Source organism: Erwinia sp. 198 (genome assembly GCF_003937915.1).
GTDB lineage: Bacteria > Pseudomonadota > Gammaproteobacteria > Enterobacterales > Enterobacteriaceae > Erwinia > Erwinia aeris.
On record NZ_RHUM01000001.1, the window covers coordinates 307,998 to 330,099 of the forward strand.

The 22,102-nt window shown below is 55.0% G+C and carries 22 protein-coding genes, 1 tRNA gene and 1 pseudogene; 12 read left to right on the forward strand and 12 right to left on the reverse strand.

Annotated features, from left to right (window positions below):
* The first annotated feature begins 1 nt into the window (after position 1).
* Positions 2-559: an HTH-type transcriptional regulator PuuR gene (gene puuR, locus EGK14_RS01450; RefSeq protein WP_125287295.1), complete on the forward strand. Its 558-nt coding sequence runs from the start codon at positions 2-4 to the stop codon at positions 557-559.
* A 148-nt stretch (positions 560-707) separates the two neighbouring features.
* Positions 708-1,988: an FAD-binding oxidoreductase gene (locus EGK14_RS01455; RefSeq protein WP_125287296.1), complete on the forward strand. Its 1,281-nt coding sequence runs from the start codon at positions 708-710 to the stop codon at positions 1,986-1,988.
* A 61-nt stretch (positions 1,989-2,049) separates the two neighbouring features.
* Here EGK14_RS01455 and queF read toward each other — a convergent pair whose 3' ends face one another.
* From queF to EGK14_RS01470, 3 genes are read right to left on the reverse strand one after another with little or no spacing between them, the layout of a single operon-like run.
* Positions 2,050-2,877: an NADPH-dependent 7-cyano-7-deazaguanine reductase QueF gene (gene queF, locus EGK14_RS01460; protein WP_125287297.1), complete on the reverse strand. Its 828-nt coding sequence runs from the start codon at positions 2,875-2,877 to the stop codon at positions 2,050-2,052.
* A complete protein-coding gene (locus tag EGK14_RS01465) occupies positions 2,874-3,761 on the reverse strand; it encodes a queuosine precursor transporter (protein WP_125287298.1) in 888 nt (295 codons plus the stop codon). Before EGK14_RS01465 ends, queF begins: the two co-directional genes overlap by 4 nt.
* An 18-nt stretch (positions 3,762-3,779) precedes the next feature.
* Complete coding sequence (locus tag EGK14_RS01470) at positions 3,780-4,376, reverse strand: helix-turn-helix transcriptional regulator (RefSeq protein ID WP_125287299.1); 597 nt, start codon at positions 4,374-4,376, stop codon at positions 3,780-3,782.
* A 424-nt stretch (positions 4,377-4,800) separates the two neighbouring features.
* Between EGK14_RS01470 and EGK14_RS21475 the strand changes: the two are divergent.
* The 3 genes and pseudogenes from EGK14_RS21475 to EGK14_RS01485 form a co-directional block, all read left to right on the forward strand.
* Positions 4,801-5,024: pseudogene (locus EGK14_RS21475) on the forward strand (helix-turn-helix domain-containing protein); the annotation flags it as partial.
* 637 nt (positions 5,025-5,661) lie between these two features.
* The gene (locus tag EGK14_RS01480) at positions 5,662-6,279 is read left to right on the forward strand and encodes an ADP-ribosyltransferase domain-containing protein (RefSeq protein WP_233598418.1); all 618 of its coding nucleotides are present in this window, start codon (positions 5,662-5,664) and stop codon (positions 6,277-6,279) included.
* A 243-nt stretch (positions 6,280-6,522) separates the two neighbouring features.
* Positions 6,523-6,987 (forward strand): hypothetical protein, encoded by a 465-nt coding sequence (locus EGK14_RS01485; protein ID WP_233598419.1) that lies wholly within the window; start codon positions 6,523-6,525, stop codon positions 6,985-6,987.
* Between the two features lie 193 nt (positions 6,988-7,180).
* Here the strand turns inward: EGK14_RS01485 and EGK14_RS01490 are convergent.
* Positions 7,181-7,256: transfer RNA gene (locus EGK14_RS01490), tRNA-Phe, on the reverse strand.
* 798 nt (positions 7,257-8,054) lie between these two features.
* On the opposite strand from EGK14_RS01490, the gene EGK14_RS01495 reads away from it, so the two are divergent.
* Positions 8,055-10,199: an ornithine decarboxylase gene (locus tag EGK14_RS01495; RefSeq protein ID WP_125287302.1), complete on the forward strand. Its 2,145-nt coding sequence runs from the start codon at positions 8,055-8,057 to the stop codon at positions 10,197-10,199.
* Between the two features lie 62 nt (positions 10,200-10,261).
* Here the strand turns inward: EGK14_RS01495 and EGK14_RS01500 are convergent, their stop codons facing one another.
* The gene (locus tag EGK14_RS01500; RefSeq protein ID WP_125287303.1) at positions 10,262-10,897 is read right to left on the reverse strand and encodes a TetR/AcrR family transcriptional regulator; all 636 of its coding nucleotides are present in this window, start codon (positions 10,895-10,897) and stop codon (positions 10,262-10,264) included.
* Positions 10,898-11,177: 280 nt separating this feature from the next.
* On the opposite strand from EGK14_RS01500, the gene EGK14_RS01505 reads away from it, so the two are divergent.
* Together EGK14_RS01505 and EGK14_RS01510 are read left to right on the forward strand one after the other, a co-directional pair.
* Complete coding sequence (locus EGK14_RS01505) at positions 11,178-12,398, forward strand: Tm-1-like ATP-binding domain-containing protein (protein WP_125287304.1); 1,221 nt, start codon at positions 11,178-11,180, stop codon at positions 12,396-12,398.
* A gap of 2 nt (positions 12,399-12,400) precedes the next feature.
* The gene (locus tag EGK14_RS01510) at positions 12,401-13,228 is read left to right on the forward strand and encodes a phosphoenolpyruvate hydrolase family protein (protein WP_125287305.1); all 828 of its coding nucleotides are present in this window, start codon (positions 12,401-12,403) and stop codon (positions 13,226-13,228) included.
* A 118-nt stretch (positions 13,229-13,346) separates the two neighbouring features.
* On the opposite strand, the gene mltC is transcribed toward EGK14_RS01510, so the two are convergent.
* The 3 genes from mltC to mutY are packed head-to-tail and all read right to left on the reverse strand — an operon-like array spanning position 13,347 to position 15,826.
* The gene (mltC, locus tag EGK14_RS01515) at positions 13,347-14,423 is read right to left on the reverse strand and encodes a membrane-bound lytic murein transglycosylase MltC (protein WP_199746323.1); all 1,077 of its coding nucleotides are present in this window, start codon (positions 14,421-14,423) and stop codon (positions 13,347-13,349) included.
* A 51-nt stretch (positions 14,424-14,474) separates the two neighbouring features.
* Positions 14,475-14,747, reverse strand: a complete 273-nt coding sequence (locus tag EGK14_RS01520; RefSeq protein WP_125287307.1) for an oxidative damage protection protein — start codon at positions 14,745-14,747, stop codon at positions 14,475-14,477.
* Positions 14,747-15,826 (reverse strand): A/G-specific adenine glycosylase, encoded by a 1,080-nt coding sequence (gene mutY / locus EGK14_RS01525; protein ID WP_125287308.1) that lies wholly within the window; start codon positions 15,824-15,826, stop codon positions 14,747-14,749. The genes EGK14_RS01520 and mutY overlap by 1 nt, the downstream gene beginning before the upstream one ends.
* Positions 15,827-15,978: 152 nt before the next feature.
* Here mutY and trmB point away from each other — a divergent pair, with 152 nt between their 5' ends.
* The 3 genes from trmB (at position 15,979) to EGK14_RS01540 (ending at position 17,816) form a co-directional block, all read left to right on the forward strand.
* Positions 15,979-16,698, forward strand: a complete 720-nt coding sequence (gene trmB, locus EGK14_RS01530; RefSeq protein ID WP_125287309.1) for a tRNA (guanosine(46)-N7)-methyltransferase TrmB — start codon at positions 15,979-15,981, stop codon at positions 16,696-16,698.
* The gene (locus EGK14_RS01535) at positions 16,698-17,024 is read left to right on the forward strand and encodes a YggL family protein (protein ID WP_125287310.1); all 327 of its coding nucleotides are present in this window, start codon (positions 16,698-16,700) and stop codon (positions 17,022-17,024) included. Before trmB ends, EGK14_RS01535 begins: the two co-directional genes overlap by 1 nt.
* Before the next feature lie 84 nt (positions 17,025-17,108).
* Positions 17,109-17,816 (forward strand): DUF2884 domain-containing protein, encoded by a 708-nt coding sequence (locus EGK14_RS01540; protein ID WP_125287311.1) that lies wholly within the window; start codon positions 17,109-17,111, stop codon positions 17,814-17,816.
* Between the two features lie 247 nt (positions 17,817-18,063).
* Here the strand turns inward: EGK14_RS01540 and hemW are convergent, their stop codons facing one another.
* The 4 genes from hemW to EGK14_RS01560 are packed head-to-tail and all read right to left on the reverse strand — an operon-like array spanning position 18,064 to position 21,082.
* A complete protein-coding gene (gene hemW / locus EGK14_RS01545) occupies positions 18,064-19,200 on the reverse strand; it encodes a radical SAM family heme chaperone HemW (protein ID WP_125287312.1) in 1,137 nt (378 codons plus the stop codon).
* Positions 19,193-19,786, reverse strand: coding sequence for an RdgB/HAM1 family non-canonical purine NTP pyrophosphatase (rdgB, locus tag EGK14_RS01550; RefSeq protein WP_125287313.1), 594 nt, complete (start codon positions 19,784-19,786; stop codon positions 19,193-19,195). Before rdgB ends, hemW begins: the two co-directional genes overlap by 8 nt.
* A 30-nt stretch (positions 19,787-19,816) precedes the next feature.
* On the reverse strand, positions 19,817-20,368 hold the full coding sequence (locus EGK14_RS01555) for a YggT family protein (protein ID WP_125287314.1): 552 nt from the start codon (positions 20,366-20,368) through the stop codon (positions 19,817-19,819).
* Positions 20,369-20,383: 15 nt separating this feature from the next.
* A complete protein-coding gene (locus EGK14_RS01560; RefSeq protein ID WP_125287315.1) occupies positions 20,384-21,082 on the reverse strand; it encodes a YggS family pyridoxal phosphate-dependent enzyme in 699 nt (232 codons plus the stop codon).
* Between the two features lie 15 nt (positions 21,083-21,097).
* Between EGK14_RS01560 and EGK14_RS01565 the strand changes: the two genes are divergently transcribed.
* Complete coding sequence (locus EGK14_RS01565) at positions 21,098-22,093, forward strand: type IV pilus twitching motility protein PilT (protein WP_125287316.1); 996 nt, start codon at positions 21,098-21,100, stop codon at positions 22,091-22,093.
* The last annotated feature ends 9 nt before the right edge of the window (positions 22,094-22,102 follow it).

Here is a 22,102-nt window from a genome sequence, read left to right on the forward strand (position 1 = left end):
TATGAACAATGACGGCCTGGCACCAGGCAAGCGTTTGTCCGGGATCCGCCAGCAACTGGGTCTGTCACAGCGCCGGGTTGCCGAACTGTCTGGATTAACACACAGCGCCATCAGCACCATTGAACAGGACAAGGTTAGCCCGGCCATCAGTACGCTGCAAAAGCTGCTAAAAGTCTACGGGCTGTCGCTGTCCGAATTTTTTGCGGAGCCGGAGATCCCGGACGAGCCTCAGGTGGTGATTAATCCTGACGAGCTGATTGAGATCGGCAGTCAGGGCGTCTCCATGAAGCTTATCCATAACGGCGCGCCGAACCGCACGCTGGCGATGATGATTGAAACTTATCAGCCAGGCACCACCACAGGAGAGCGCATCAAGCATCAGGGGGAAGAGATAGGCACCTTGCTGGAAGGGGAAGTCGTGCTGAAATTCAACGGTCAGAGCTATCATCTGGTGGCGCAGCAAAGCTACGCCATCAACACCGGCATTCCGCACAGCTTCAGCAATACATCGGCAAAAGTTTGCCGCATTATCAGCGCCCATACGCCTACCACCTTCTGATGCCTGACGGCCGCTGCAGCGCGGGCCTGTGAACCACGACGGCGCATTCCCGCGCCTTTTGACGCCATACAGAGCGGCAACGGGCGCGGGTCGCGCCGCAAACATTCACCGAAACGATATCCGTCTGGATCTCTCTGGAGCCGTAAGCATGACTGAACATACGCAAAGCTACTATGCCGCCAGCGCCAACGCCTACACGCCGTTTCCGCCGCTGGAAGAGCCGATCGCCTGCGACGTTTGCATCATTGGTGCAGGCTACACAGGGCTGTCTTCAGCGCTGCATCTGGCGGAAAATGGCTATCAGGTCGTGGTGCTGGAGGCGGCGAAGGTCGGCTTCGGCGCCAGCGGGCGCAACGGCGGTCAGGTGGTCAACTCTTACAGCCGTGACGTGGACGTGATTGAAAAAAGCTACGGCAAAGACGCCGCCAAAATGCTGGGCAGCATGATGTTTGAAGGCGGCGATATTATTCGCGAGCGCATTAAACGCTACGGTATCGCCTGCGACTATCGCCAGGGCGGCCTTTTCGTGGCGCTGAACGCCCGTCAGTTCACCACGCTGGAGGAGCAAAAGCAGAACTGGGCGCGCTACGGCAATGACCAGCTGGAGCTGCTGGACGCCGCTCAGATCCGCCGGGAGATCGACAGCGATCGCTACGTTGGCGCGCTGCTGGACAAACGCGGCGGCCATCTGCACCCGTTAAATCTGGCGATTGGCGAAGCGCAGGCGATAGTCCTGAACGGCGGCCGGATTTTCGAGCAGTCGCCGGTGGTGGAGATCCAGCATGGTAACCCGGCCGTGGTAAAAACGGCGCAGGGCCAGGTTAAGGCGCGCTATGTTATCGTCGCGGGCAACGCCTACCTTGGCAGCAAACTGGAGCCATCGTTGTCGAAGCGCAGTATGCCGTGCGGCACGCAGGTGCTGACCACGGAGCCGCTTGGCGCAGAGCTGGCCGCGTCGCTGCTCGCCTCCAACTACTGCGTGGAGGACTGCAACTATCTGCTGGACTATTTCCGGCTGACGGCCGACCATCGCCTGCTGTACGGCGGTGGCGTGGTCTATGGCGCGCGGGATCCTGAGGATATCGATCGGCTGATCGTGCCGAAACTGCTGAAAACCTTCCCGCAGCTGAAAGGGGTAAAAATCGACTACCGCTGGACAGGCAACTTCCTGCTTACGCTCTCAAGGATGCCGCAGTTCGGCCGTCTGGAAAACAATATCTACTATATGCAGGGTGATAGCGGGCACGGCGTTACCTGTACCCATCTGGCCGGTCGGCTGATTTCGGAAGTGCTGCGCGGCGACGCCGAACGTTTCGACGCCTTTGCCCGATTGCCGCACTATCCGTTTCCCGGCGGCCGCAATATGCGTATTCCGCTTACGGCAATGGGCGCGGCCTGGTACAGCATCCGCGACAGGCTGGGCGTGTAGAGAGATAGCCATTTTCGAGCGTAATAAACAGGAACAGGCGTACGCCTGTTCCTGGCGGGCATTACTGACGGACAAGGCGCCCCGTGTTTGGATGCGCTTCAAAATCGCTTCTGAACGGATTGATATCCAGCCCGCCCCGGCGGGTATATCGGCCGAACACGCTTAGCTTTTCCGGGCGGCAATAGTGCCTGATATCGTTAAAGATGCGCTCAATGCACTGCTCGTGGAATTCGTTGTGCATCCTGAACGAAATCAGATAGCGCAGCAGTTTTTCCCGATCGATCCGCTTGCCTTCATAGTGGATGATTACGCTGCCCCAGTCGGGCTGATTGGTCACCAGACAGTTAGACTTAAGCAGGTTTGAGGAGAGCGTTTCAGCCACAAAATCGCCGGAGGCGGCATCCTGCAGATGCTGCGGAGAAAAATCGTAATCCTCCACGGCGATATCAAGATGGTCAATGCATTCGCCGGGCAGCGCGGCGGTAAAAGCGGCATAGCCGTTTAAATCAGGATAGAGCTTCACCTTCACGCTGCCGTCGGCCGCCTGCGACAGATCGCTTTCCAGCGTGGCGGCGACCTCCTCCGGCGCGGCGAAGCGCGTCTGATTAAAGCTGTTCAGGTAAAGCTTAAAAGATTTTGATTCGATCAGATGCTGGCTGGTGGCCGGGATCCAGAATTCGGCGATAGCCACCACCGGCTTGCCCTTAGCGTTAAGCCAGGAAAGCTCGAAGCCGGTCCACAGGTCGAAGCCGGAAAAGGGCAGCTCCGCCGACGTCAGGCCGATTTCCTGGCGACCGCGCGACCGCGGCAGCGCCTCCAGCAGCTCGGGCGCATAATGCTGAACATAGCCGGTGCTTTTGCCCAGCAGCGTAATTTCCTCTGTTTTCATACTACTTCCTCTGCGCGATTGACCTGTCTTTCTTTATTGATATAGCGTCTGAACAATTCACGGGTAGCGTAAATAGGGCCAACGCCCAGCAGCGCATAGCCCAGCTTGATAATGAACTGCGAAATAATCATGGTTTTAATCGTCTCCATGCTGAGCACGTTGTGAAAGGCCAGCGTACAGAAAATCACGCTATCAAGAGCCGAAGCGATGACGTTACTGGTCAGCACGCGAACAAAAAGAAAGCGCGAGTTGGTCAGCTCTTTTATTTTGCACAGGATCAGTGAGTTAATATTTTCCGACACCAGATACGCGGCCGAAGAGGCGAACAGCACGGAGACAATGCTGTTGACAAAGGTGGCGTAGGAGATATTCAGCTCCCACTCTTTCAGGCCGGGTAAAAGACTGGTCAGCCACAGGCCCGCCACAAACAGCGTATTAGAAATAAATGAAATAAATATCGTTCTTCTCGCCATTCTCAGGCCGTAAAACTCATTGATAATATCCACCAGGATAAACGAGAGCGGATAGAAAAAAATGGCGGGCGGTACCACGAAATTCACCACGGGGATCTGAACGGGTTTTACGCCGCTCACGGTGCTGAGCGTATAAATAACCGTCAGTGCAATGCTGATAATCAGATAGGCGTACCAGGAGCGTTCATGCCTGTCGCCAATATCATAAGAAGTCACGGTGCTGTTATCGCCATAAAGGCGACGGTAAAGGGATTTCAGTTCATGCCGGTTAAAATCATCCGTGATTTCGCTGCTTTCCAGCTCGGGCAGGCCGATGCTGATATGCTTGCCGGTCGCCAGCACCATGACGTTGGCCGTAATCACATCCGAGCGTGTAAAGCCCAACAGCTTATACTTCTTGTTTTGTTCCATGCAGAACAGTCCTTAGGGTTATTGGATTCTTTCTTCGATAATGGCGCCCAGCAGGGAGGCTTCCTCAGCGCCGGAGTAGATATCACTGACAAATAGCGCCTGAGTCGGGGAAGAAAACAGCGCCAGCTGTTTTTCCTGTGGCGGCGTATGGCGTTTGATAATAAGCACATCGCCAGGAAAAAACAGGTTACCCAGATTCCTTTCAACCTGTAGCGCGACTGTGTTAGCGGCCTCACCAAAAAACCAGGTAACGGGATAGTGCGCCACCAGCTGGCCTACTCTTTTGTCCGCGCAGCGTAAAAATGCCGATTGAGGAATAACGGGCACGGCAGCCGGGTTTTTATCGCCGTCGGGCGACAGGGTGTTTTCGATCAGTTCGATAGACTGCAGATCGTGATTTTCAATAATCTCGCACGATACGCCAAAGAAATCCGCGATTCGCGTAATAGTCGAGCGCTGTACGTTATTGACTTTGCCATCCAGGATTTTATACAGCGTCGCGCGGGTGACGCCGGTACGGTTGGCGAAGGAGACTTTTGTCTCGCCCCGGCTTTTAATAATATAATCTATGTTATTGATTATATTATTTTTTCTCTGCAATGCCGATGTTTTCATGATAAGCGTCCGGTTGCTGTCATAAGCCGCATTTTATAAGTAAATTTAATGTTATTCAATAAATGTGAAGCAGGGGGTAGACAGGTCAGACCTGGTTTTGTCTGCTTTTTTGCTGCTGTATAAATTTATAATTAAAATAAAATCAATAACTTATAGTGTAATGGACGGGTGGGTATTCATTTTAGCGTTGGTTTTGTCTCTTTTTTTGTTGACTTTATTAAGGGTGTAAGATTAAGTTATCTGTACAAAGCAGCACATAATAAAAATATCTCCAGTATTCTTGCCAACGTCAGGGAACCCATTACGCTGGCGAACCTGATGCTCACCCATCAGGTTCGCCAGGGCTGTTACACTTAAAGGCGTAGATGCAGCTACAGGGTAATATTACCTCTGCCATTTTTCGGGCTACCGGCCATTGAATAAAAGTGTGGCGGCCCAGCCTGAACACGGGAGGATCCCGGAGCGTACAAACGAAGGCCGACAAGGAGCCAGGCTGTAAAGTTCAAGATTGGCCGCAAACGCTCAGTGAAAAGAAGCACTGTGCCGGCGCTTTATCAGAAAGGTACAGGCGCAACGGAAATTGCGCGCCGGCTTAGTATTGCCTGTCTCAGGGTTTATAAAAATCTTAAAGACGAAAAGACATTGTAATAAATCCGGTTTTAATAGATTAAGAATATGATAATTTTGTTTTTTATACGTCACATAGCACTTTTCGAGAACAGGGGCACAGGCTCCCAACCATGACAGTGGGAACGAAAATGTTGTTAAAATTATATGTCTGGTCTGGTTTTCGTTTCATTGATGTTTAGCTGCTCGGCCTGAAATAAAACAAACCATCAATAAATGGCTTATTATTTTGTTATCGCCTGTTTTATTTTTTGCGTGAGTTATGTTTTTTTGTTTGCTGACCTGATTATATTTATTTTTTCAACCTTCTGATTTTTATGGTTTAAATTTTTCTTAATGTTAATAACCCCTCCGCCTTTCCCCTAAAATACCCCCCTTTTTGATAGTTGTTAACGGTATTGCCGTGCTAATTTATTGATGTTGCCGATCGAAGGATTGTGGGTATAATTATTCATCTCAGAACTAATGAGACAACTCCATCCATATTGTTTATGACAATGCTAAAGCAAAAAAATTCAAGGAAGAGGATTTCATCGCACGTAATGAAATTGTCGCTGCCAGAAACAGCGCAATCAGCCCGATAAAACATCTGCACAAGGCGCTGGTAGCCACCTATGTGACATCAAGTAACTATTATAACACCCCCCTCAGAAGGCGTTTGAACCCTGTTCAGCGAATGGTCGATGAGCCGCTGACCATGAAAATGGAGCAGATAGTTGAAAAATTTAGAAAACAAAGTGAAGAAGCCGCCTACTCGTGGGGGATCACTCTTGATGCTACATGCAGCAGCATGGCTGTTCAGGGAAAACTGTCAAATGCATTTTCCTCATCATTACTGAAAAATCTGCTTCTGGAGAAAAGGAAGCCACATAAGAGTTATAGGGGGATACTTGCCTCACAACAGTTTATTGCTTTACTTGATTTTTTCAGTAAAAACAATACTATAGTTAAGACCGATCAATTCATGTCCACCACTACAATGTGGTCTGTTGCTCACGACTTCTCTAAAGGAAAATATGATTCAAAAATACCTATGGAGAAAGATCAGAGAGTGATTTTTATTGTGGAAGGTATATCGGGCGCTGAAATTTCAGCCTGGCTGGATGAAGGTGAAGTATTATATCCTCCAGAAAGCTATTTTCAGGTGACAGCTGGCAGTTATTTTGAGTATGCCATGCACATCGGTACAAAGGTTTACAGGCTGAAAGAAGTTCGTAAGCCTGCGCATGAAGATAAAGTCCCTTTCTTAACAGATGTTGCAAAGTTAGGGCGATAGCAAATGAACCACGCCGAAACGTAATATTTTAGCGGCAGAACGCCGGGCTTGCCTGTGGAAGAATGGTGCAGTCAGGCTGCTTACGACCTCTGACCGTTGGAAAATCAGATCGATACGTCTGGAATTTTCAGCTATGAGGCGTCTGGCGGGGCTGCTGCATAGCTACTTCGATTTTGATGCCTGAGCGCGTGGCCTGCTCAGCTGTATTAGTCGCGACTTGCTCTGACACTGACCATTGAAAGGTTGAAAGTTACCGGTTTTGATACAGGTGTCGGATCCTTATACAAAACACGAGATAACTCCCATGCTTCATACTACCAATCTCATCATCTGTCGTGGTCAACAGAGGCCGGAGCGGGGCGGAAAGATAATCTCTTTGATGTAAATTTCTGTATTAGCGGCAGAAAGGCAAAATTTGACAGAAATGATGTGACGGTAACGCACCAGAATATCCGTTCCTTCTTCAGACGCCTTTCCAGAGAATGTGGTTTTGCTGTCTCGCCGTATCGCTTTCGCTATACTCTGGCGACCGAACTGATGACGTCATCCGAAAGACATCTTCAGCTGGTTAAAGATTTGCTGGGTTATTGCAGCGTTAGTCCAACAATGGAATACGTGGGACTACAGATGGATATGGTCAGGAAAACGCTGGAGGCTGAAATGTCTCTTCATACAGATGTAACAGCAGAAAGAAACCTACAGATGTAATTGACTGAAGTTATGAACGGCGAGCGAGAAAAGGGAACCTGTGTGAACAGGTTCCCTTCCTGAGGGACATATTCTGAATATCAACCAGTGCAAGCGCTCTGTAGCGCCCGAGGATATTCTGTATAAACGGTCCCTATATTTTCCGCCCGTTAAGATTCTCATCTCTTAACCAGCGTACTTTGATGCAAATAAGTGGTGCCCGGACTCGGAATCGAACCAAGGACACGGGGATTTTCAATCCCCTGCTCTACCGACTGAGCTATCCGGGCAACGAGGCGCATTAAACAGGAGTCGCGGAAAACCGTCAACGGCTTTATGCACAAAAGCGAACTGTTTGCACTCTTTTCCATCAATCCGGCTGTATTTACGCCGCTTTGTCGCCATTGCCTACATTCGTCTGCTGCAAACTATCGCGCTCACGGGCTGCCTTTGCTGGTTAGTTACATCATACTAAAAGCTGGTTTTCCCGCCGTTTTGTTCCGCTTTGCAGACCACGCATCCTGTTGAGGCCTTGTCGCTACTAAGGGAAAAGAAGATGGCTAATAAACGGGGCAGGGCAGCGAAAGCGCATGTCGCGCAAATGCCGTCAGTTCTTAAAGGCAAAATCACGGAAAACTGCTGAATATGTTTGCATTTTCAGTGCATAACCACCAAAAAAATCAGCATGGAAGAGATGTGATAAAATATAAATACATGAAAAATATGTGTTTATATCAATATGGCGATGTTTGGGTAGTGCTTTTTTCGTCTTGAACATCAAAATAAAAGATGCGATTATTGCCCCGTTTTTCATCCTGCGAGGCCGTCATCATGCAAGCTCTGCTGCACTGTCGCTATCATCCAATGCCGCGCCTTCGATCCTCTTTTCTGCTTTTATCCACGTCGCTCACCATGCGGTGAGGTTCTGCCTGCTTCACGGTTAGCCATGAGTAAAACCCGCCACGCGCGGAGTTTACTGATGTCTGTCGGTCGAAGCTGGCCCTACTGACGCTTTCGTGGGGCAAAGGCCGCGCCTTTCCCCGTTGCTGTGCCTCCGGCACCCTTATCCTTGCCCTGGGATTTGCGTAATGACACCACTTAAAATTGCAGCCAGCACCACCGTAGCGATCCACCTTCAGACCGGTCGCGAAGTCGTGACGCTGGAAAAAACCGACTTCACCGATGTGGCGGCAATCGTGCTCTCCGTGGCCGACTCGCGTAGCGGGGTGCTGGCGCTGCTGCGCCATACCGGGTTTAACCTGCCCGTATTTATCTCGCTTGACGATCCGGCCCAGGCGGAGGATCTGCCCGAAGTAACGGGCGTGCTGACGGGCGAAGAGGACGATGCCGCCAGGCTGGAGGCCGCCGCTGCCGACTATCAGGCAAAATTGCTGCCGCCGTTTTTCAATACGCTGACCAAATACGTGGCAATGGATAACAGCACCTTTGCCTGTCCGGGTCACCAGGGCGGCGCGTTTTTTAAAAAGCATCCGGCCGGACGTCAGTTTTATGATTTCTTCGGCGAGAACATTTTTCGCGCCGATATGTGCAATGCCGACGTCAAGCTGGGCGATCTGCTTATTCACGAAGGGTCGGCCAAGCACGCGCAAAAATTTGCGGCCAGGGTTTTTAACGCGGACAAAACCTATTTTGTGCTGAACGGCACTTCCAGCGCTAATAAAGTCGTGACTAACGCGTTGCTGACGCGGGGCGATCTGGTGCTGTTCGATCGTAATAACCACAAATCCAACCATCATGGCGCGCTGATCCAGGCGGGCGCGACGCCGGTTTATCTGGAAACGGCGCGTAACCCGTTTGGCTTTATCGGCGGTATCGATGCGCACTGCTTTGAAGAGACGTGGCTGCGGGAGCACATTGCCGCCGTCGCGCCAGAGCGCGCCAACCAGCCGCGTCCTTTCCGGCTGGCGATTATCCAGCTTGGCACCTATGACGGCACGGTTTATAACGCGCGCAGGGTTATCGACAGTATCGGCCACCTTTGCGACTACATCCTGTTTGATTCCGCCTGGGTAGGCTACGAGCAGTTTATTCCGGTGATGGAAGCCTGCTCGCCGCTGCTGCTGGAACTTAATGAGCACGATCCGGGCATCTTTGTCACCCAGTCGGTACACAAACAGCAGGCTGGCTTTTCGCAAACCTCCCAGATCCATAAAAAGGATAACCACCTTCGCGGCCAGCGGCGTTTTTGCAGCCATAAGCGCCTTAACAACGCCTTTATGCTACATGCCTCGACCAGTCCGTTTTATCCGTTGTTCGCCGCGCTCGACGTTAATGCCAAAATGCATCAGGGCGAAGCCGGAAGACGTTTGTGGCATGAGTGCGTGATGCTGGGGATTGAAGCGCGCAAGGCTATCCTCGCCAGGTGCGAGATGATCCGGCCTTTTATCCCTGACGAGGTGGACGGCGAGCGCTGGCAGGATGTGCCGACGGCCGCTATTGCCGCCGACAGCCGCTACTTCAGCTTTGTGCCGGGCGCCGCCTGGCATGGCTTTGCCGGCTACGAAAAAGATCAGTATCTGATCGATCCCTGCAAGCTGCTGCTGACCACGCCGGGCATTGATGCCGCCAGCGGTCAGTATGCCGATTTCGGCATTCCGGCGACGATCCTGGCCAACTACCTGCGCGAAAACGGCGTGGTGCCGGAAAAATGCGATCTGAACTCCATTCTTTTCCTGCTGACGCCCGCCGAAAGCATGGAGAAAATGGCGCATCTGGTGGCAAAGCTGGCGCAGTTTGAGCAGCATATTCGCGAAGACGCGCTGCTGCGCGACGTGCTGCCGACTATTTACCGCAAAAACGCCGCGCGCTACGAAGGCTACACGCTGCGCCGCCTCTGTCTGGAGATGCACCAGCTCTATGCCCGTAACGAGGTAAAAGATCTGCAGAAGGCGATGTTCCGCCAGCAGAGCCTGCCGAAGGTGGCGATGAACCCTCAGGACGCTAACATTGAATTTATACGCGGCAACGTCGAGCTGGTGCCCATCGCGGAGGCGGAAGGGCGTATCGCTGCGGAAGGCGCGCTGCCTTATCCGCCGGGCGTGCTCTGCGTAGTGCCGGGCGAGGTCTGGGGCGGCGCGGCGCAGCGTTACTTCCTTGCGCTGGAGAAAGGGCTAAACGGCTTGCCGGGCTTTTCACCGGAGCTGCAGGGGGTTTATGTGGAAACGGATGAAAACGGCGTCAGGCGCCTGATGGGCTATATGCTTAATCGCTAAGCCAGCGATCCCGCGCCGTTAAGGTCGCGGGATAAGCCCCTTTTATCGGACGGTAGCGCCGTTCAGTTAGCCTGTAGCGCGGCGTCTTCCCGCGCCTGACGCATAATAGCTTTGGCGATCCATTTGCCAATATCCTGAAGCTGGTCGTTATCGCAGCCCCAGATATCCTTCATCACCAGAAAAATCTCCGAGCCGTAGACCAGCGACAGGGATTTAATTACCCGCTCGACAATCTCCGGCGGCAGCTCGTCGTTCAGCGGTTCCAGAACATGCTGTAACAGCGCCTTGCGGTTTCCCCTTACCAGTTTTTCTCTGTCCGGCTTGTTGCTGGATTGCGACTGTGCCCACTGGGTCAGAGAAAGGTGCAGCGCGGCGCGCAGCGTGCCTTCATGCTCCAACATACGCGGAAAAGCGAACGTCAGCAGCTCGTCAATACGGTCGCTGGCTTCTTCACGAGTCGGGCGCCAGCTTTTAATCGGGCTGAGCGTCTCTGTGACGATGGCGGAAACCAGCGCGCTCTGCGTTGGAAAGTAGCGATAGGCCGTTGCGCGAGAAAGCTGAGCTTCCTGAGCGACTTCGGTAATGGATGGGAACGCGCCGCTGTCAAAAAGCCGCATAGCGGTTTCGATCAGTAAACGACGTGTTCTTGCGCGTGTGGCGGTCAGCTTTACAACCCCAGCGGAATCCCTTTGCTCCACATTAACCTCATTTTGTTAAATCTGCCTGATATTCAAGCGATTGAAGACGGCAGCGCGTCAAGGGCATTCCCGTTCGCCAGCGTCTGCAGGACAGGTTTTGTTATTAAGCATAGCCAACATCCTTGTGAGACACTTATTCCATTCAATTGATTTATCATTGATGATAGTGATACTGTTATCTCATCAAATTGAAAGTAAAAAACTCTCAATCTCTATTTACTGTTTTATTGCTTCTTTATCAAGTCTTTATTCTGTCTGATAACAGGGTGTTGTTACGACTATGACTATTAATCGTGGTTTTGTTTACGCCGTCGCAACGGCAGATACTAAAGGAAGGGAACTGTTTTATGTCAGCGACTGCCTGCGTAAGGCCGGCGTTGACGTCGTCACAGTTGACCTGTCAACTCAATCAGTTAGTACGCCTTCCACCGCTGATTTTCCGCCGCAGCTGGTCGCCGACTTTCATCCGGACGGGCGTGAAGCCGTGTTCTGCGGCGACCGCGGCAGGGCCATTAACGCGATGGCGCAGGCGTTTAAAATTTTCCTTAGCCAGCGTCAGGATCTGCTTGGGGTTATTGGCCTCGGCGGCTCCGGCGGAACGGCATTGGTTACGCCAGCGATGCAGGCCTTACCGATCGGCGTGCCGAAGGTGATGGTCTCGACGATGGCTTCCGGCGACGTTTCCGGCTACGTGGGTGCCAGCGATATCAGCATGGTCTATTCGGTCACCGATGTCTCCGGCCTGAACCGTATCTCGCGCCGCGTGCTGGGCAATGCGGCCCATCAAATCGCCGGTGCGGTGCTTTTTCCTGTAGAGAAAGACAGTAACGACAAGCCCGCGCTGGGCCTGACCATGTTCGGCGTCACCACGCCCTGTATTCAGACGGTCAGCGCCATGCTGGAAGAGCATTACGACTGCCTGGTGTTTCATGCCACCGGCAGCGGCGGCAAGGCGATGGAAAAGCTGACCGACAGCGGGATGCTGAGCGGGCTGCTGGATTTAACCACCACCGAAGTCTGCGATCACCTGTTTGGCGGCGTGCTGGCCTGCGATGAAACGCGCTTTGACGCCGTAGCCAACAGCCGCGTTCCCTGCGTAATTTCCTGCGGCGCGCTGGATATGGTCAACTTTGGCCATCCTTCCGGCGTGCCGGAGAAATATGCCGGGCGGCTTTTCTATCACCATAACGCGCAGGTTACGCTGATGCGCACCACGCCGGAGGAGAACGCGACGATGGCGAGATGGATAGCGGATAAGCTTAATCGTTGCGAAGGCGACATCGTGTTTTTAATCCCGGAAGGCGGGTTCTCCGCACTGGATGCGCCGGGCCAGGCTTTCTGGTCGCCGGAAGCGCGCGCCGCTTTTATCAGCACGCTGGAGGCGAACGTCAAACAGACCAGCCGCCGCGTTATTCGTCGCCTGCCGTTTAATATCAACGATCCGCAATTTGCGCTGGCGGCGGTCAGAGAGTTTCGCCAGCTGATCGAAAAGGAGAGCTGAACATGGCTTTTACCCGTCAGGAAATACTGACAAAATTTAACGCAATGATTGCTCGCGGCGAACCGATTATCGGCGGCGGAGCCGGTACAGGGCTTTCCGCGAAATGCGAAGAGGCGGGCGGCATTGACCTGATCGTTATTTACAATTCTGGGCGCTATCGTATGGCCGGGCGTGGCTCGCTGGCCGGCCTGTTGGCCTACGGCAACGCCAACGAGATTGTGGTGGATATGGCAAAAGAAGTGCTGCCCGTGGTGAAGAACACGCCGGTGCTGGCGGGCGTCAACGGCACCGATCCCTTCTGCCATTTTGATAAGTTTCTGGACGATCTCAAGGCGACAGGATTCTCCGGCGTGCAAAATTTCCCCACGGTAGGGCTGATTGATGGCAACTTCCGCGCCAACCTGGAAGAAACGGGCATGGGCTACGGGCTGGAAGTCGATATGATCCGGCTGGCGGCGCAAAAAGAGATGCTGACCACGCCTTACGTTTTCAGCACGGAAAATGCTGTAGCGATGACGGAAGCGGGCGCGGATATCATCGTGGCGCATATGGGGCTGACCACCGGCGGCAACATCGGCGCGGAAACCGCGCTGAAGCTGGCCGACTGCGTGCCGTTAATCAACGAATGGGCGGCAGCCGCGAAGAAAGTGCGTAAAGAGGTCATTGTACTTTGCCACGGTGGGCCGATTTCCACGCCGGAAGACGCAGAGTATATCCTCAGCCAGTGTCCACAGTGCGACGGTTTTTACGGCGCCAGCTCCATGGAGCGGTTGCCGACCGAAGTTGCGCTGACGGAAACCACAAAGCGGTTTAAAAACATCAGCCGCTAAGCCAGAAAGCGGACGGCTCCGAGGATCCGCCCGCTTTGCTCTCTTGCGGAACGCAAGCCCGTGCGCTGCTAGCCGCAGCGCTAACCGCTTTACCCCGCCCGCGCTACCCGCAGCTGTATTAATAGCGGTGGTAGCTCTTCTGCGCGTTGTTCACTTTATAAAGATAGCGACGCGACTCGGCAGAAGGGTGGTTGGTGGTCAGCGTTTGATACACCTCCGCAGGCGACAGATCGTTAATCGCGCTGAAGGCTCGATTCTTATCGCTTGAAAAGACTCTCAGCACGCTGCCCGCGCCGCCGTTATAGGCTGTGATCACCGCATAGCGTCGTGACAGCGGATTCGCGATGCCGGAAAGGTAGCTGTCCTGCAGCAGCGAAAGATAGGCGGTGCCCGCATCGATATTGTTTTCCGGATCGAGCAGGTAGCTGCGGCTCGGCTTGCCCCATTTTCCTTTCATGCGGAACACGTCCGCGCCGGCGGTATGCTGCACCACCTGCATCAGGCCCAGCGCGTCGGAATGGCTGACCGCGTAGGGGTTGAAGCTCGATTCAATCTGCATGATCGCCAGGATCAGCGCCTGATCCACGCCGTATTTCTCCGCCGCCTTGCGCACCATCGGCAGGTATTTATGCGCACGCTTGTCCAGATGGTTGGGCACCATTGGGATAGTAACCGACCAGATGATATGCAGACCGGCGTTGCGGCGCTGCAATTTATTCTGGATCAGGTAGTCGGCGAAGCTGGCCGCGCGGCCCTGCCAGCGGATCGCCTGGCCGGTATTATCCAGTACCTGACCATAGAGCAGCGGCTCCTGACCCAGCTGAATATCGTTGGCGTCGGAGTAGAGATCGACATTGCCCGGATCTTCACCGATCAACAGCGTGGTAATGATCGCCTGGCGCAGGCTTGCCATCGGATCCGTACCGGCGATGGTTTCAATAGTGATCTTACCGGCGTCAAAGTTAATATGGCTGCGCGTATAATACTGATCGCTATATTTAACGTAGTCTTTTGGACCGGCGATCAGAACTTCATTAATACCCCAAATATTTTCGATGTTATGGGCAAACTGCCCCATCAGAATGTCGAATCCGTTGGTGTCCTTGACCCACTCTTCGTGGAAAACCGGCTTTTTATTGCTGGAGCAGGAAATCAGCAGCGGCGCGATAACCAGCAAGCCTATCAGTTTCTTCATTATGTCGTGCTACGCCCAAATTGAGGGGGCCTCTATGGCGAGGCCCAACGTTTATTCTGCTGGCGGGGTATAACCTTCGATATGGACATCGTGTCCTTCGAACAGAAATTTCACCATCTCCTGCTCAAGCTGTTTGCGATCTTCCGGATTCATCATGCTCAGCTTTTTCTCATTGATCAGCATGGTTTGCTTGCTCATCCATTGCGACCAGGCTTCTTTGGAAATTTCGTTATAGATACGCTTGCCCAGTTCACCCGGATAGAGCTGAAAATCCTGTCCTTCAGCGTCACGCTGCAGGAACGTACAAAAAATGGTTCTGCTCATCACTCTTCCTCTTCTGTTGGAATGCCCATCGGTTGCGGCTGACGCAGCTGTGCCAGCAAGCGTTCCACCGGGGCAGCCAGTCCCACGGACGGCGGCTGCGCTAAGTTATACCAGAGACCCGCGGCTTCATCCATGACCGCGCCTGCGGCAGACATTTTCAGCCACATTGGCACAATATCCAGGTGGAAATGGCTGAATGTGTGGCGAAAAGCGATAGTCTGGATCAGCGCGGTATGATCGATACGGCGGCTGTGCAGCCACTGCCGCAGCTCGTCTTCGCTGGCGAACTGCGGAAAGCAGAACAGCCCGCCCCACAGACCGACCGGCGGTCGCTGCTCCAGCCACACTTTGTCGTCCCGCTGCATCATCAGCAGATAGCCGGTGCGCTCCGGCAAAACCTGCTTTGGCTTTTTGCCGGGATAAGCGGTCTGGTCGCCCTGTGCACAGGCGATACAGCCCAGCTTCAGCGGGCAAATTTCACATTTGGGTTTTGAGCGGGTACAGACCATCGCGCCCAAATCCATCATCGCCTGGTTAAACTGGCTGACGCCTTCGGCAGGTGTGACCTCTTCACTAATCTGCCAAAGGCGCTTTTCCACCTCTTTCCTGCCCGGCCAGCCCTGAACGGCATAGCAGCGGGCCAACACTCGCTTGACGTTGCCGTCCAGAATTGGGAAATGCTGACCCAGCGATAAAGAAAGGATCGCGCCCGCCGTCGAGCGGCCGACGCCGGGCAGATCGGCAACCTCTGCAAAGGTCTCCGGGAATCTCCCGCCGTGTTTTTCCACTACCTGTACCGCCGCCTTATGCAGATTGCGCGCGCGGGCATAGTAGCCAAGCCCGGTCCATAAATGCAGCACCTCATCCAGCTTTGCGGCAGCCAGATCGGTTACGGTGGGAAAGCGCGCCATAAAGCGCTCAAAGTAAGGGATAACGGTCGCGACCTGCGTCTGTTGCAGCATCACTTCGGAGAGCCAAACTTTATAGGGGGTTTTTGCCAGTTGCCAGGGCAGGGTTTTGCGGCCAAAGCGTTGATACCAGTCCAGTACCTGCTGTGAGAACTGCGGCGCTTGCATCATCTTTGCGAGGTTTCCCCGGTAAATTAAAAATCAGGCTGGGATTCCAGCACAGACCCGTTATGCTGTAAACCGGAAGTTTCCAGGGCTTGCTTAACCGCTGTAACTTTGCATAATGCCCGTTTTTCAGATATTGCAGACCAGCAGGCAGAAACATGAAGAATGATGTGATTACACCGGAGTTTGACGAAAACGGCCGCCCGATGCGCCGTATTCGCAGCTTCGTTCGCCGTCAGGGCCGCCTGACCAAAGGCCAGCAGCACGCGCTGGACCATTTCTGGCCTGTTAAAGGTGTGGAGTATCAGCCGGAACCCGTTGACCTGGCCGCCCTTTTTGGCCGCGAGGCACCGGTAGTGCTGGAGATTGGCTTTGGCATGGGCGCATCGCTGGTGGCCATGGCCGCCGCGAACCCGCAGCAAAACTTTCTGGGTATTGAAGTCCATTCGCCTGGCGTCGGCGCCTGCCTGAGCGCGGCCGACGAGGCGGGCGTGGAGAATCTGCGCGTGATGTGTCACGATGCAGTCGACGTGCTGGAGAAAATGATCCCGGATAATTCGCTGCGCATGGTGCAGCTCTTTTTCCCGGATCCCTGGCATAAAGCGCGCCATAACAAGCGCCGCATCGTTCAGGTGCCTTTTGCCGAGCTGGTTATGCGCAAGCTGAAGCTGGGCGGCGTGTTTCATATGGCGACCGACTGGGAAGCCTATGCGGAACATATGCTGGAAGTCATGAGCAGCATCGCAGGCTACAAAAACCAGTCGGCAACCAACGATTATGTGCCGCGTCCCGATTCGCGGCCGTTAACGAAATTCGAACAGCGCGGCCAGCGTCTTGGCCACGGTGTATGGGATTTGATGTTTGAGAGGATTAAATAATGGCAGCTCAACGCAGTCGTCGCTTGCGTAAAAAAATGCATATCGATGAGTTTCAGGAATTAGGCTTTTCTGTCGCTTTCACCTTCCCGGAAGATACCAGCGGCGACACCATCGACACTACCCTGGACGCCTTCATTAATGAAGTTATCGATCCCAATGGCCTGGCGTTTGACGGCAGCGGCTTCCTGCAGTGGGAAGGACTGGTCTGCCTGCAGCAAACCGGCAAGTGCACCGACGAGCATCGCGAGCTGGTGCGTAAATGGCTGGAAGATCGCCAGCTGAATAATATCCAGGTAACCGAACTTTTCGACGTCTGGTGGGACTAATTATCTGCCTGCCGTAGCATAAGCAGGCAAACCGTCCGTTGAGGCCACGCATGCGTGGCCTTTTGTTTCTCAGGAGAAGAATAAATGCGTAAAGCGATCGTAGCGGCCGCGCTGTTGCTGGCGGCAGGCCAGGCACAGGCCGACTATCAATGTAGCGTCAATCCTCAGGACGATATCGTTATTTCTCCGCAGAACGTCAAGGTAGTGGGCGCCAGCGGCAATCTGATCATCACGCCGACCGGCGAGGTACAGCGCAACGGGCAGTCCGCTTCGGTCGATAACGCCACGCGTCAGACCGCTATCGACTATCAGGCGGCGCTGCGTCGTGATTTGCCCTGGATCGATCAGGGAGCGCGTCAACGTCTGGAAAAAAGCCGCGTGGCGCTGGATAACGTGATCGTCAACAAACTGGGCACGGACAGCAGAGTCCGTAGCCGCCTGATAAAGCTGGACGAGCAGCTGAAGCAGCAGATGAACCGCATTATTGAGCATCGCAGCGACGGGCTGACGTTCCATCATCAGGCTATCGGGCAGGTGCGGCAGGATGGCGAAAAGCTGGTGCAGAGCGCGATGGGCGGCGTGATCCAGGACAGCCTTAACGAAATGGGCAGCAAGGTAAACGGCGATAACCCGCTTCAGGCAGTAATGGGTAACCTGGGCGGATTGCAGCAGGCCGTGCAGGCGGAGTGGAGCAATCAGGAGGCGGATTTCCAGAATTTTGGACACGAAGTCTGCAACCGCGTCACTGCGCTGGAAGCGCAGCGTAAGGCGCTGATCGGCGGGTTGAAATAATCCGGCTGGCTGCTCTTCTGGCGTCTGTACGGGCTATCTGCAGGCTGCAAAGACTGGCTGAACGCCGTTGCCTTTCTCTTTGTCTAAAGACATCCATCGGCTTTATAGCTGGCAGAGTTGCCATAACGGCAGACGGTGTTAACGGCTCGCGATTAGGCCGGTGTTTCACGCGCCGCGCGGATAGAGGGTACAGGCAGTTAAAGAGGCTCCCCGCTTTTTCCGGCGGGGAGTGGGTAAAGCGGGGCGGCTATTCAGCCAGGAACAGCTCCAGCAGCGAGTTCAGGAACAGCTTGCCTTTCTCCGTCACCTGCCAGCTTTGCGCCGTTTCCGTCAGGTAACCTTTTGCCAGCGCCTCATCAAGCTGAGGACGGATAGCTTCCTCACTAAGGCCGGTAAAGCGCGCAAACTCTTCACGCGGTGCCGCTTCAAGCAGCCGGAAGCGGTTCATGAAGAACTCAAACGGCTTTTCTGTTTCCGCGACCTCATGCTGACGGTCCAGGTAATTGCCGTTCATAAAGCCGCGTGGATGGCGGGTTTTGGCGGTGCGGATAATTCGCCCGTCTGCCTGCGTTAGCTTGCCGTGCGCGCCGCAGCCGATCCCCAGATAGTCACCGAAGCGCCAGTAGTTGAGGTTATGCTCGCAGCGGTAGCCCGGTTTGGCATAGGCGGAAGTCTCGTACTGCTCGTAACCCGCTGCCGTTAGCAGCTGGTGGCCCTGCTCGAAGATATCCCATAATGCGTCATCGTCCGGCAGCACGGGTGGCCTGGAGGCAAACAGCGTGTTGGGTTCGATGGTCAGCTGATACCAGGAAAGATGCGGCGGATCCAGCTCGATAGCCTGGCGCAGGTCGTCCAGCGCCTCCGCCAGCGACTGATCGGGCAGGCCATGCATCAAATCCAGATTAAAGCTGCGCAGGCCCAGCCCCTGAGCCAGCTTCGCCGCACGCTTCGCTTCTTCCGGGCCGTGAATGCGGCCAAGACGCGTCAGCTTCTGCTGGCTGAAGCTTTGTACGCCAATCGAGATACGGTTGACACCGGCGCGCTGATAGCCGCTGAAGCGATCGGCCTCGACGGTACCCGGGTTCGCCTCCATGGTGATTTCCGCCGTTGGCGAGAGCGGCAGCCTTGCCCGTACGCCGTCCATCAGCATCTGCATCGCCTCGCTGCTCAGCAGGCTTGGCGTGCCGCCGCCAATAAAGATTGTGCCAACCTCGCGGCCAGCCGCCAGCGGAAGATCGGCATCCAGATCGGCCAGTAAATGCCGTACATATTCCTCGTGCGGCACCTCGCCCTTCAGCGCGTGCGAGTTGAAATCGCAGTAGGGACATTTCTGTACGCACCACGGAATATGAATATAGAGGCTGAGCGGCGGTAGCTTATGCATTGCGCATCGCTTCCAGCAGCAGAGCCAGCGCTTTACCGCGATGGGAAACCGCGCGCTTCTCTTCTTTGCTCAGCTCTGCGGCGGTTTTGCCCAGCGTCGGCACGAAGAACACGGGATCGTAGCCGAAGCCGCCTTCGCCGCTGACGGTACGGGCGATTTCTCCCTGCCAGCAGCCGTGAAACACCAGCGGCGTGGGGTCTTCAGCATGGCGCAGATAAACCAGTACGCAGTGGAACTGCGCCTGGCGCTGGCCGTCCGCCACGTTTTCCATCGCCTCCAGCAGCTTGTCAATATTCTGCCGATCGCTGGCCTCCGCGCCGGCGTAGCGCGCCGAATAGATGCCGGGCGCGCCGCCCAGCGCGTCCACCGCCAGCCCGGAGTCGTCGGCGATAGCCGGCAGGCCGGTGATAGCCGCAGCGTGACGCGCTTTCAGCAGGGCATTCTCGATAAAGGTCAGGCCGGTCTCTTCGGCCGACTCCACGCCACATTCGGTCTGCGCCACGATATCCAGGCCAAAGGCGGCCAGCTTATCGGCCAGTTCACGAACTTTTCCGGCATTGCCGGTGGCGAGCACTACTTTTTGCATATCAGGTCCAGAAGTTAACTACCGTACAAATTAAAGCTGCGCCCAGCCGGGAATAAAGTCCATTCCCAGATAGTTCAGCATATAGAGGATCAGGATCACCGCCATCGCCGAGAAGTCGATGCCGCCCATCGCCGGAATAAGGCGACGCACGGGCGCCATCAGCGGCTCAGTCAGCTGGATTAGCACGTAATCCACCGGGTTGCGGCCCTGGCTTATCCAGCTCATCAGCGAGCGAATGATAATCACCCAGAATACCAGCACGCCGGCGGCTTTCACCAGCGACACCAGGCCGAAATAGAGGAAGACCGGATCGAAAATAAATACGCTGCTCTGTAGCGTAAACATCACGGTAAACAGCAGCACGCTCAGCACATACGCCAGCAGTAAAGACGCGGTATCCAGCGGCCCGATAGAGGGAATGACCCGGCGCATCGGGCGGATCACCGGCTGGGTGATCTTAACGATAAACTGCGAGAACGGATTATAAAAATCGCATCTTGCCCACTGCATCCAGATACGCAGCAGCAGCACTTTCACGTAAAGATTAATTATCGTTGAGACCAGAAAAGTCAACGTCAGCATGGAGTCCCTCAAAAGTTAGTTAGTGGCGCCGTAATCGCGCGCGCCAAATATGGCGGTGCCAATGCGCACCATGGTCGTACCTGCCTCAATAGCCGCATCCATATCGTCGCTCATCCCCAGGGAGAGCGTATCGACGGAGGCGTAATTCTTTTTCAGTTCACTAAAGGCTGCCGTCATCCGACGACAAACGGCCAGCTGGCGCTGATAATCCGCCTCCGGCGCGGGGATCGCCATCAGGCCGCGCAGCGTTAAACGCGGCAGCTGAGCAATCTCCCGAGCCAGATCCGGCAGCGCAGACAGCATGATGCCAGATTTACTCTGCTCGTCGCTGATATTTATCTGGATCAGCACATTCAACGGCGGTAAATCGGCCGGACGCTGTTCGTTCAGCCTGGCGGCGATCTTCAGCCGATCCACCGTATGGCACCAGGCAAAGTTTTCCGCTACCAGCCGACTTTTGTTGGATTGCAGCGGCCCGATAAAGTGCCATGCCAGCGCGGAATTGTTCAGCGCCTGAATTTTATCGACGCCTTCCTGCACGTAGTTTTCGCCAAAAGCAAGCTGGCCCGCCGCCGCCGCTTCTTCGACCGCGCTCGCAGGTTTTGTTTTGCTCACTGCAAGCAGCGTAATTTCTGCCGGATCGCGGCCGCATCGTGCGGCTGCCGCTGAGATCCGCTCGCGTATCTGCTGTAAGTTGTGCTGAATCGGGGTCATAGTCAGGGAGTTAATATGGATATTGAGGAATTAGTGGCGCTTAGTGTAAAGCATAACGCCGGGGATCTGCACCTCTGTAGTGGTCATTCTCCGTTCTGGCGGCTGGCGGGCAGGCTGGAGGCGATACCGGGTGGTCTTCCTGCCAGCGACGAGCTGCTGCTAAAAATTAGCCAGGCGTGGCTGGATGCCGATCAACAGCGCGAGTTTGGCCGCGCGGGCCAGCTGGATTTCGCACTGACGCTGGCCGACGGCACGCGGCTGCGGGCGAATCTGTTCCGGCAGCAGCGGGGCGTTTCGCTGGCGCTGCGCTTTATCGCCAGCCGCTGTCCCGAGCTGGCGGAGCTGGAGCTGCCACCGGTAGTGACGGGGCTGCTCCGGCTGCAGGACGGGCTGGTATTGGTGACGGGCGCGACCGGCAGCGGCAAATCAACAACGCTGGCTGCGCTTATCGGCGCGATTAACCAGCAGCAGCACCGCCATATCCTGACGCTGGAAGATCCGGTGGAGTTTATTCACCGCAGCGAGCGATCGCTGATCCAGCAGCGGGAGATAGGCCAGCACTGCCTCTCTTTCAGCACCGGGCTGCGGGCGGCGCTGCGTCAGGATCCGGACGTCATTCTGCTGGGCGAGCTGCGCGATAGCGACACCATTCAGCTGGCTTTGACGGCGGCAGAAACCGGGCATCTGGTGCTGGCGACGCTGCACACGCGCGGCGCAGCGCAGGCGGTGGACCGGCTGGTGGACGTTTTTCCCGGCGCGGAGAAAAACCTGATCCGCAGTCAGCTGGCCGGCAGCCTGAAAGCGGTGATTGCGCAAAAGCTGGTGCCGGGCGTGACCAAAGGCCGGGTGGCGCTGTTTGAGGTGCTGATCAATACCCCAGCCACGAGCAGTCTGATTCGCGAAGGCAAAACGCATCAGCTGCCGGGCGTGCTGCAAACCGGCGCGCAGCTGGGTATGCAGACGTTTGAGCAGAGCCTGCAGGCGCGGCGGCAGGCCGGGCAGGTGGCGTAACGATAAGCG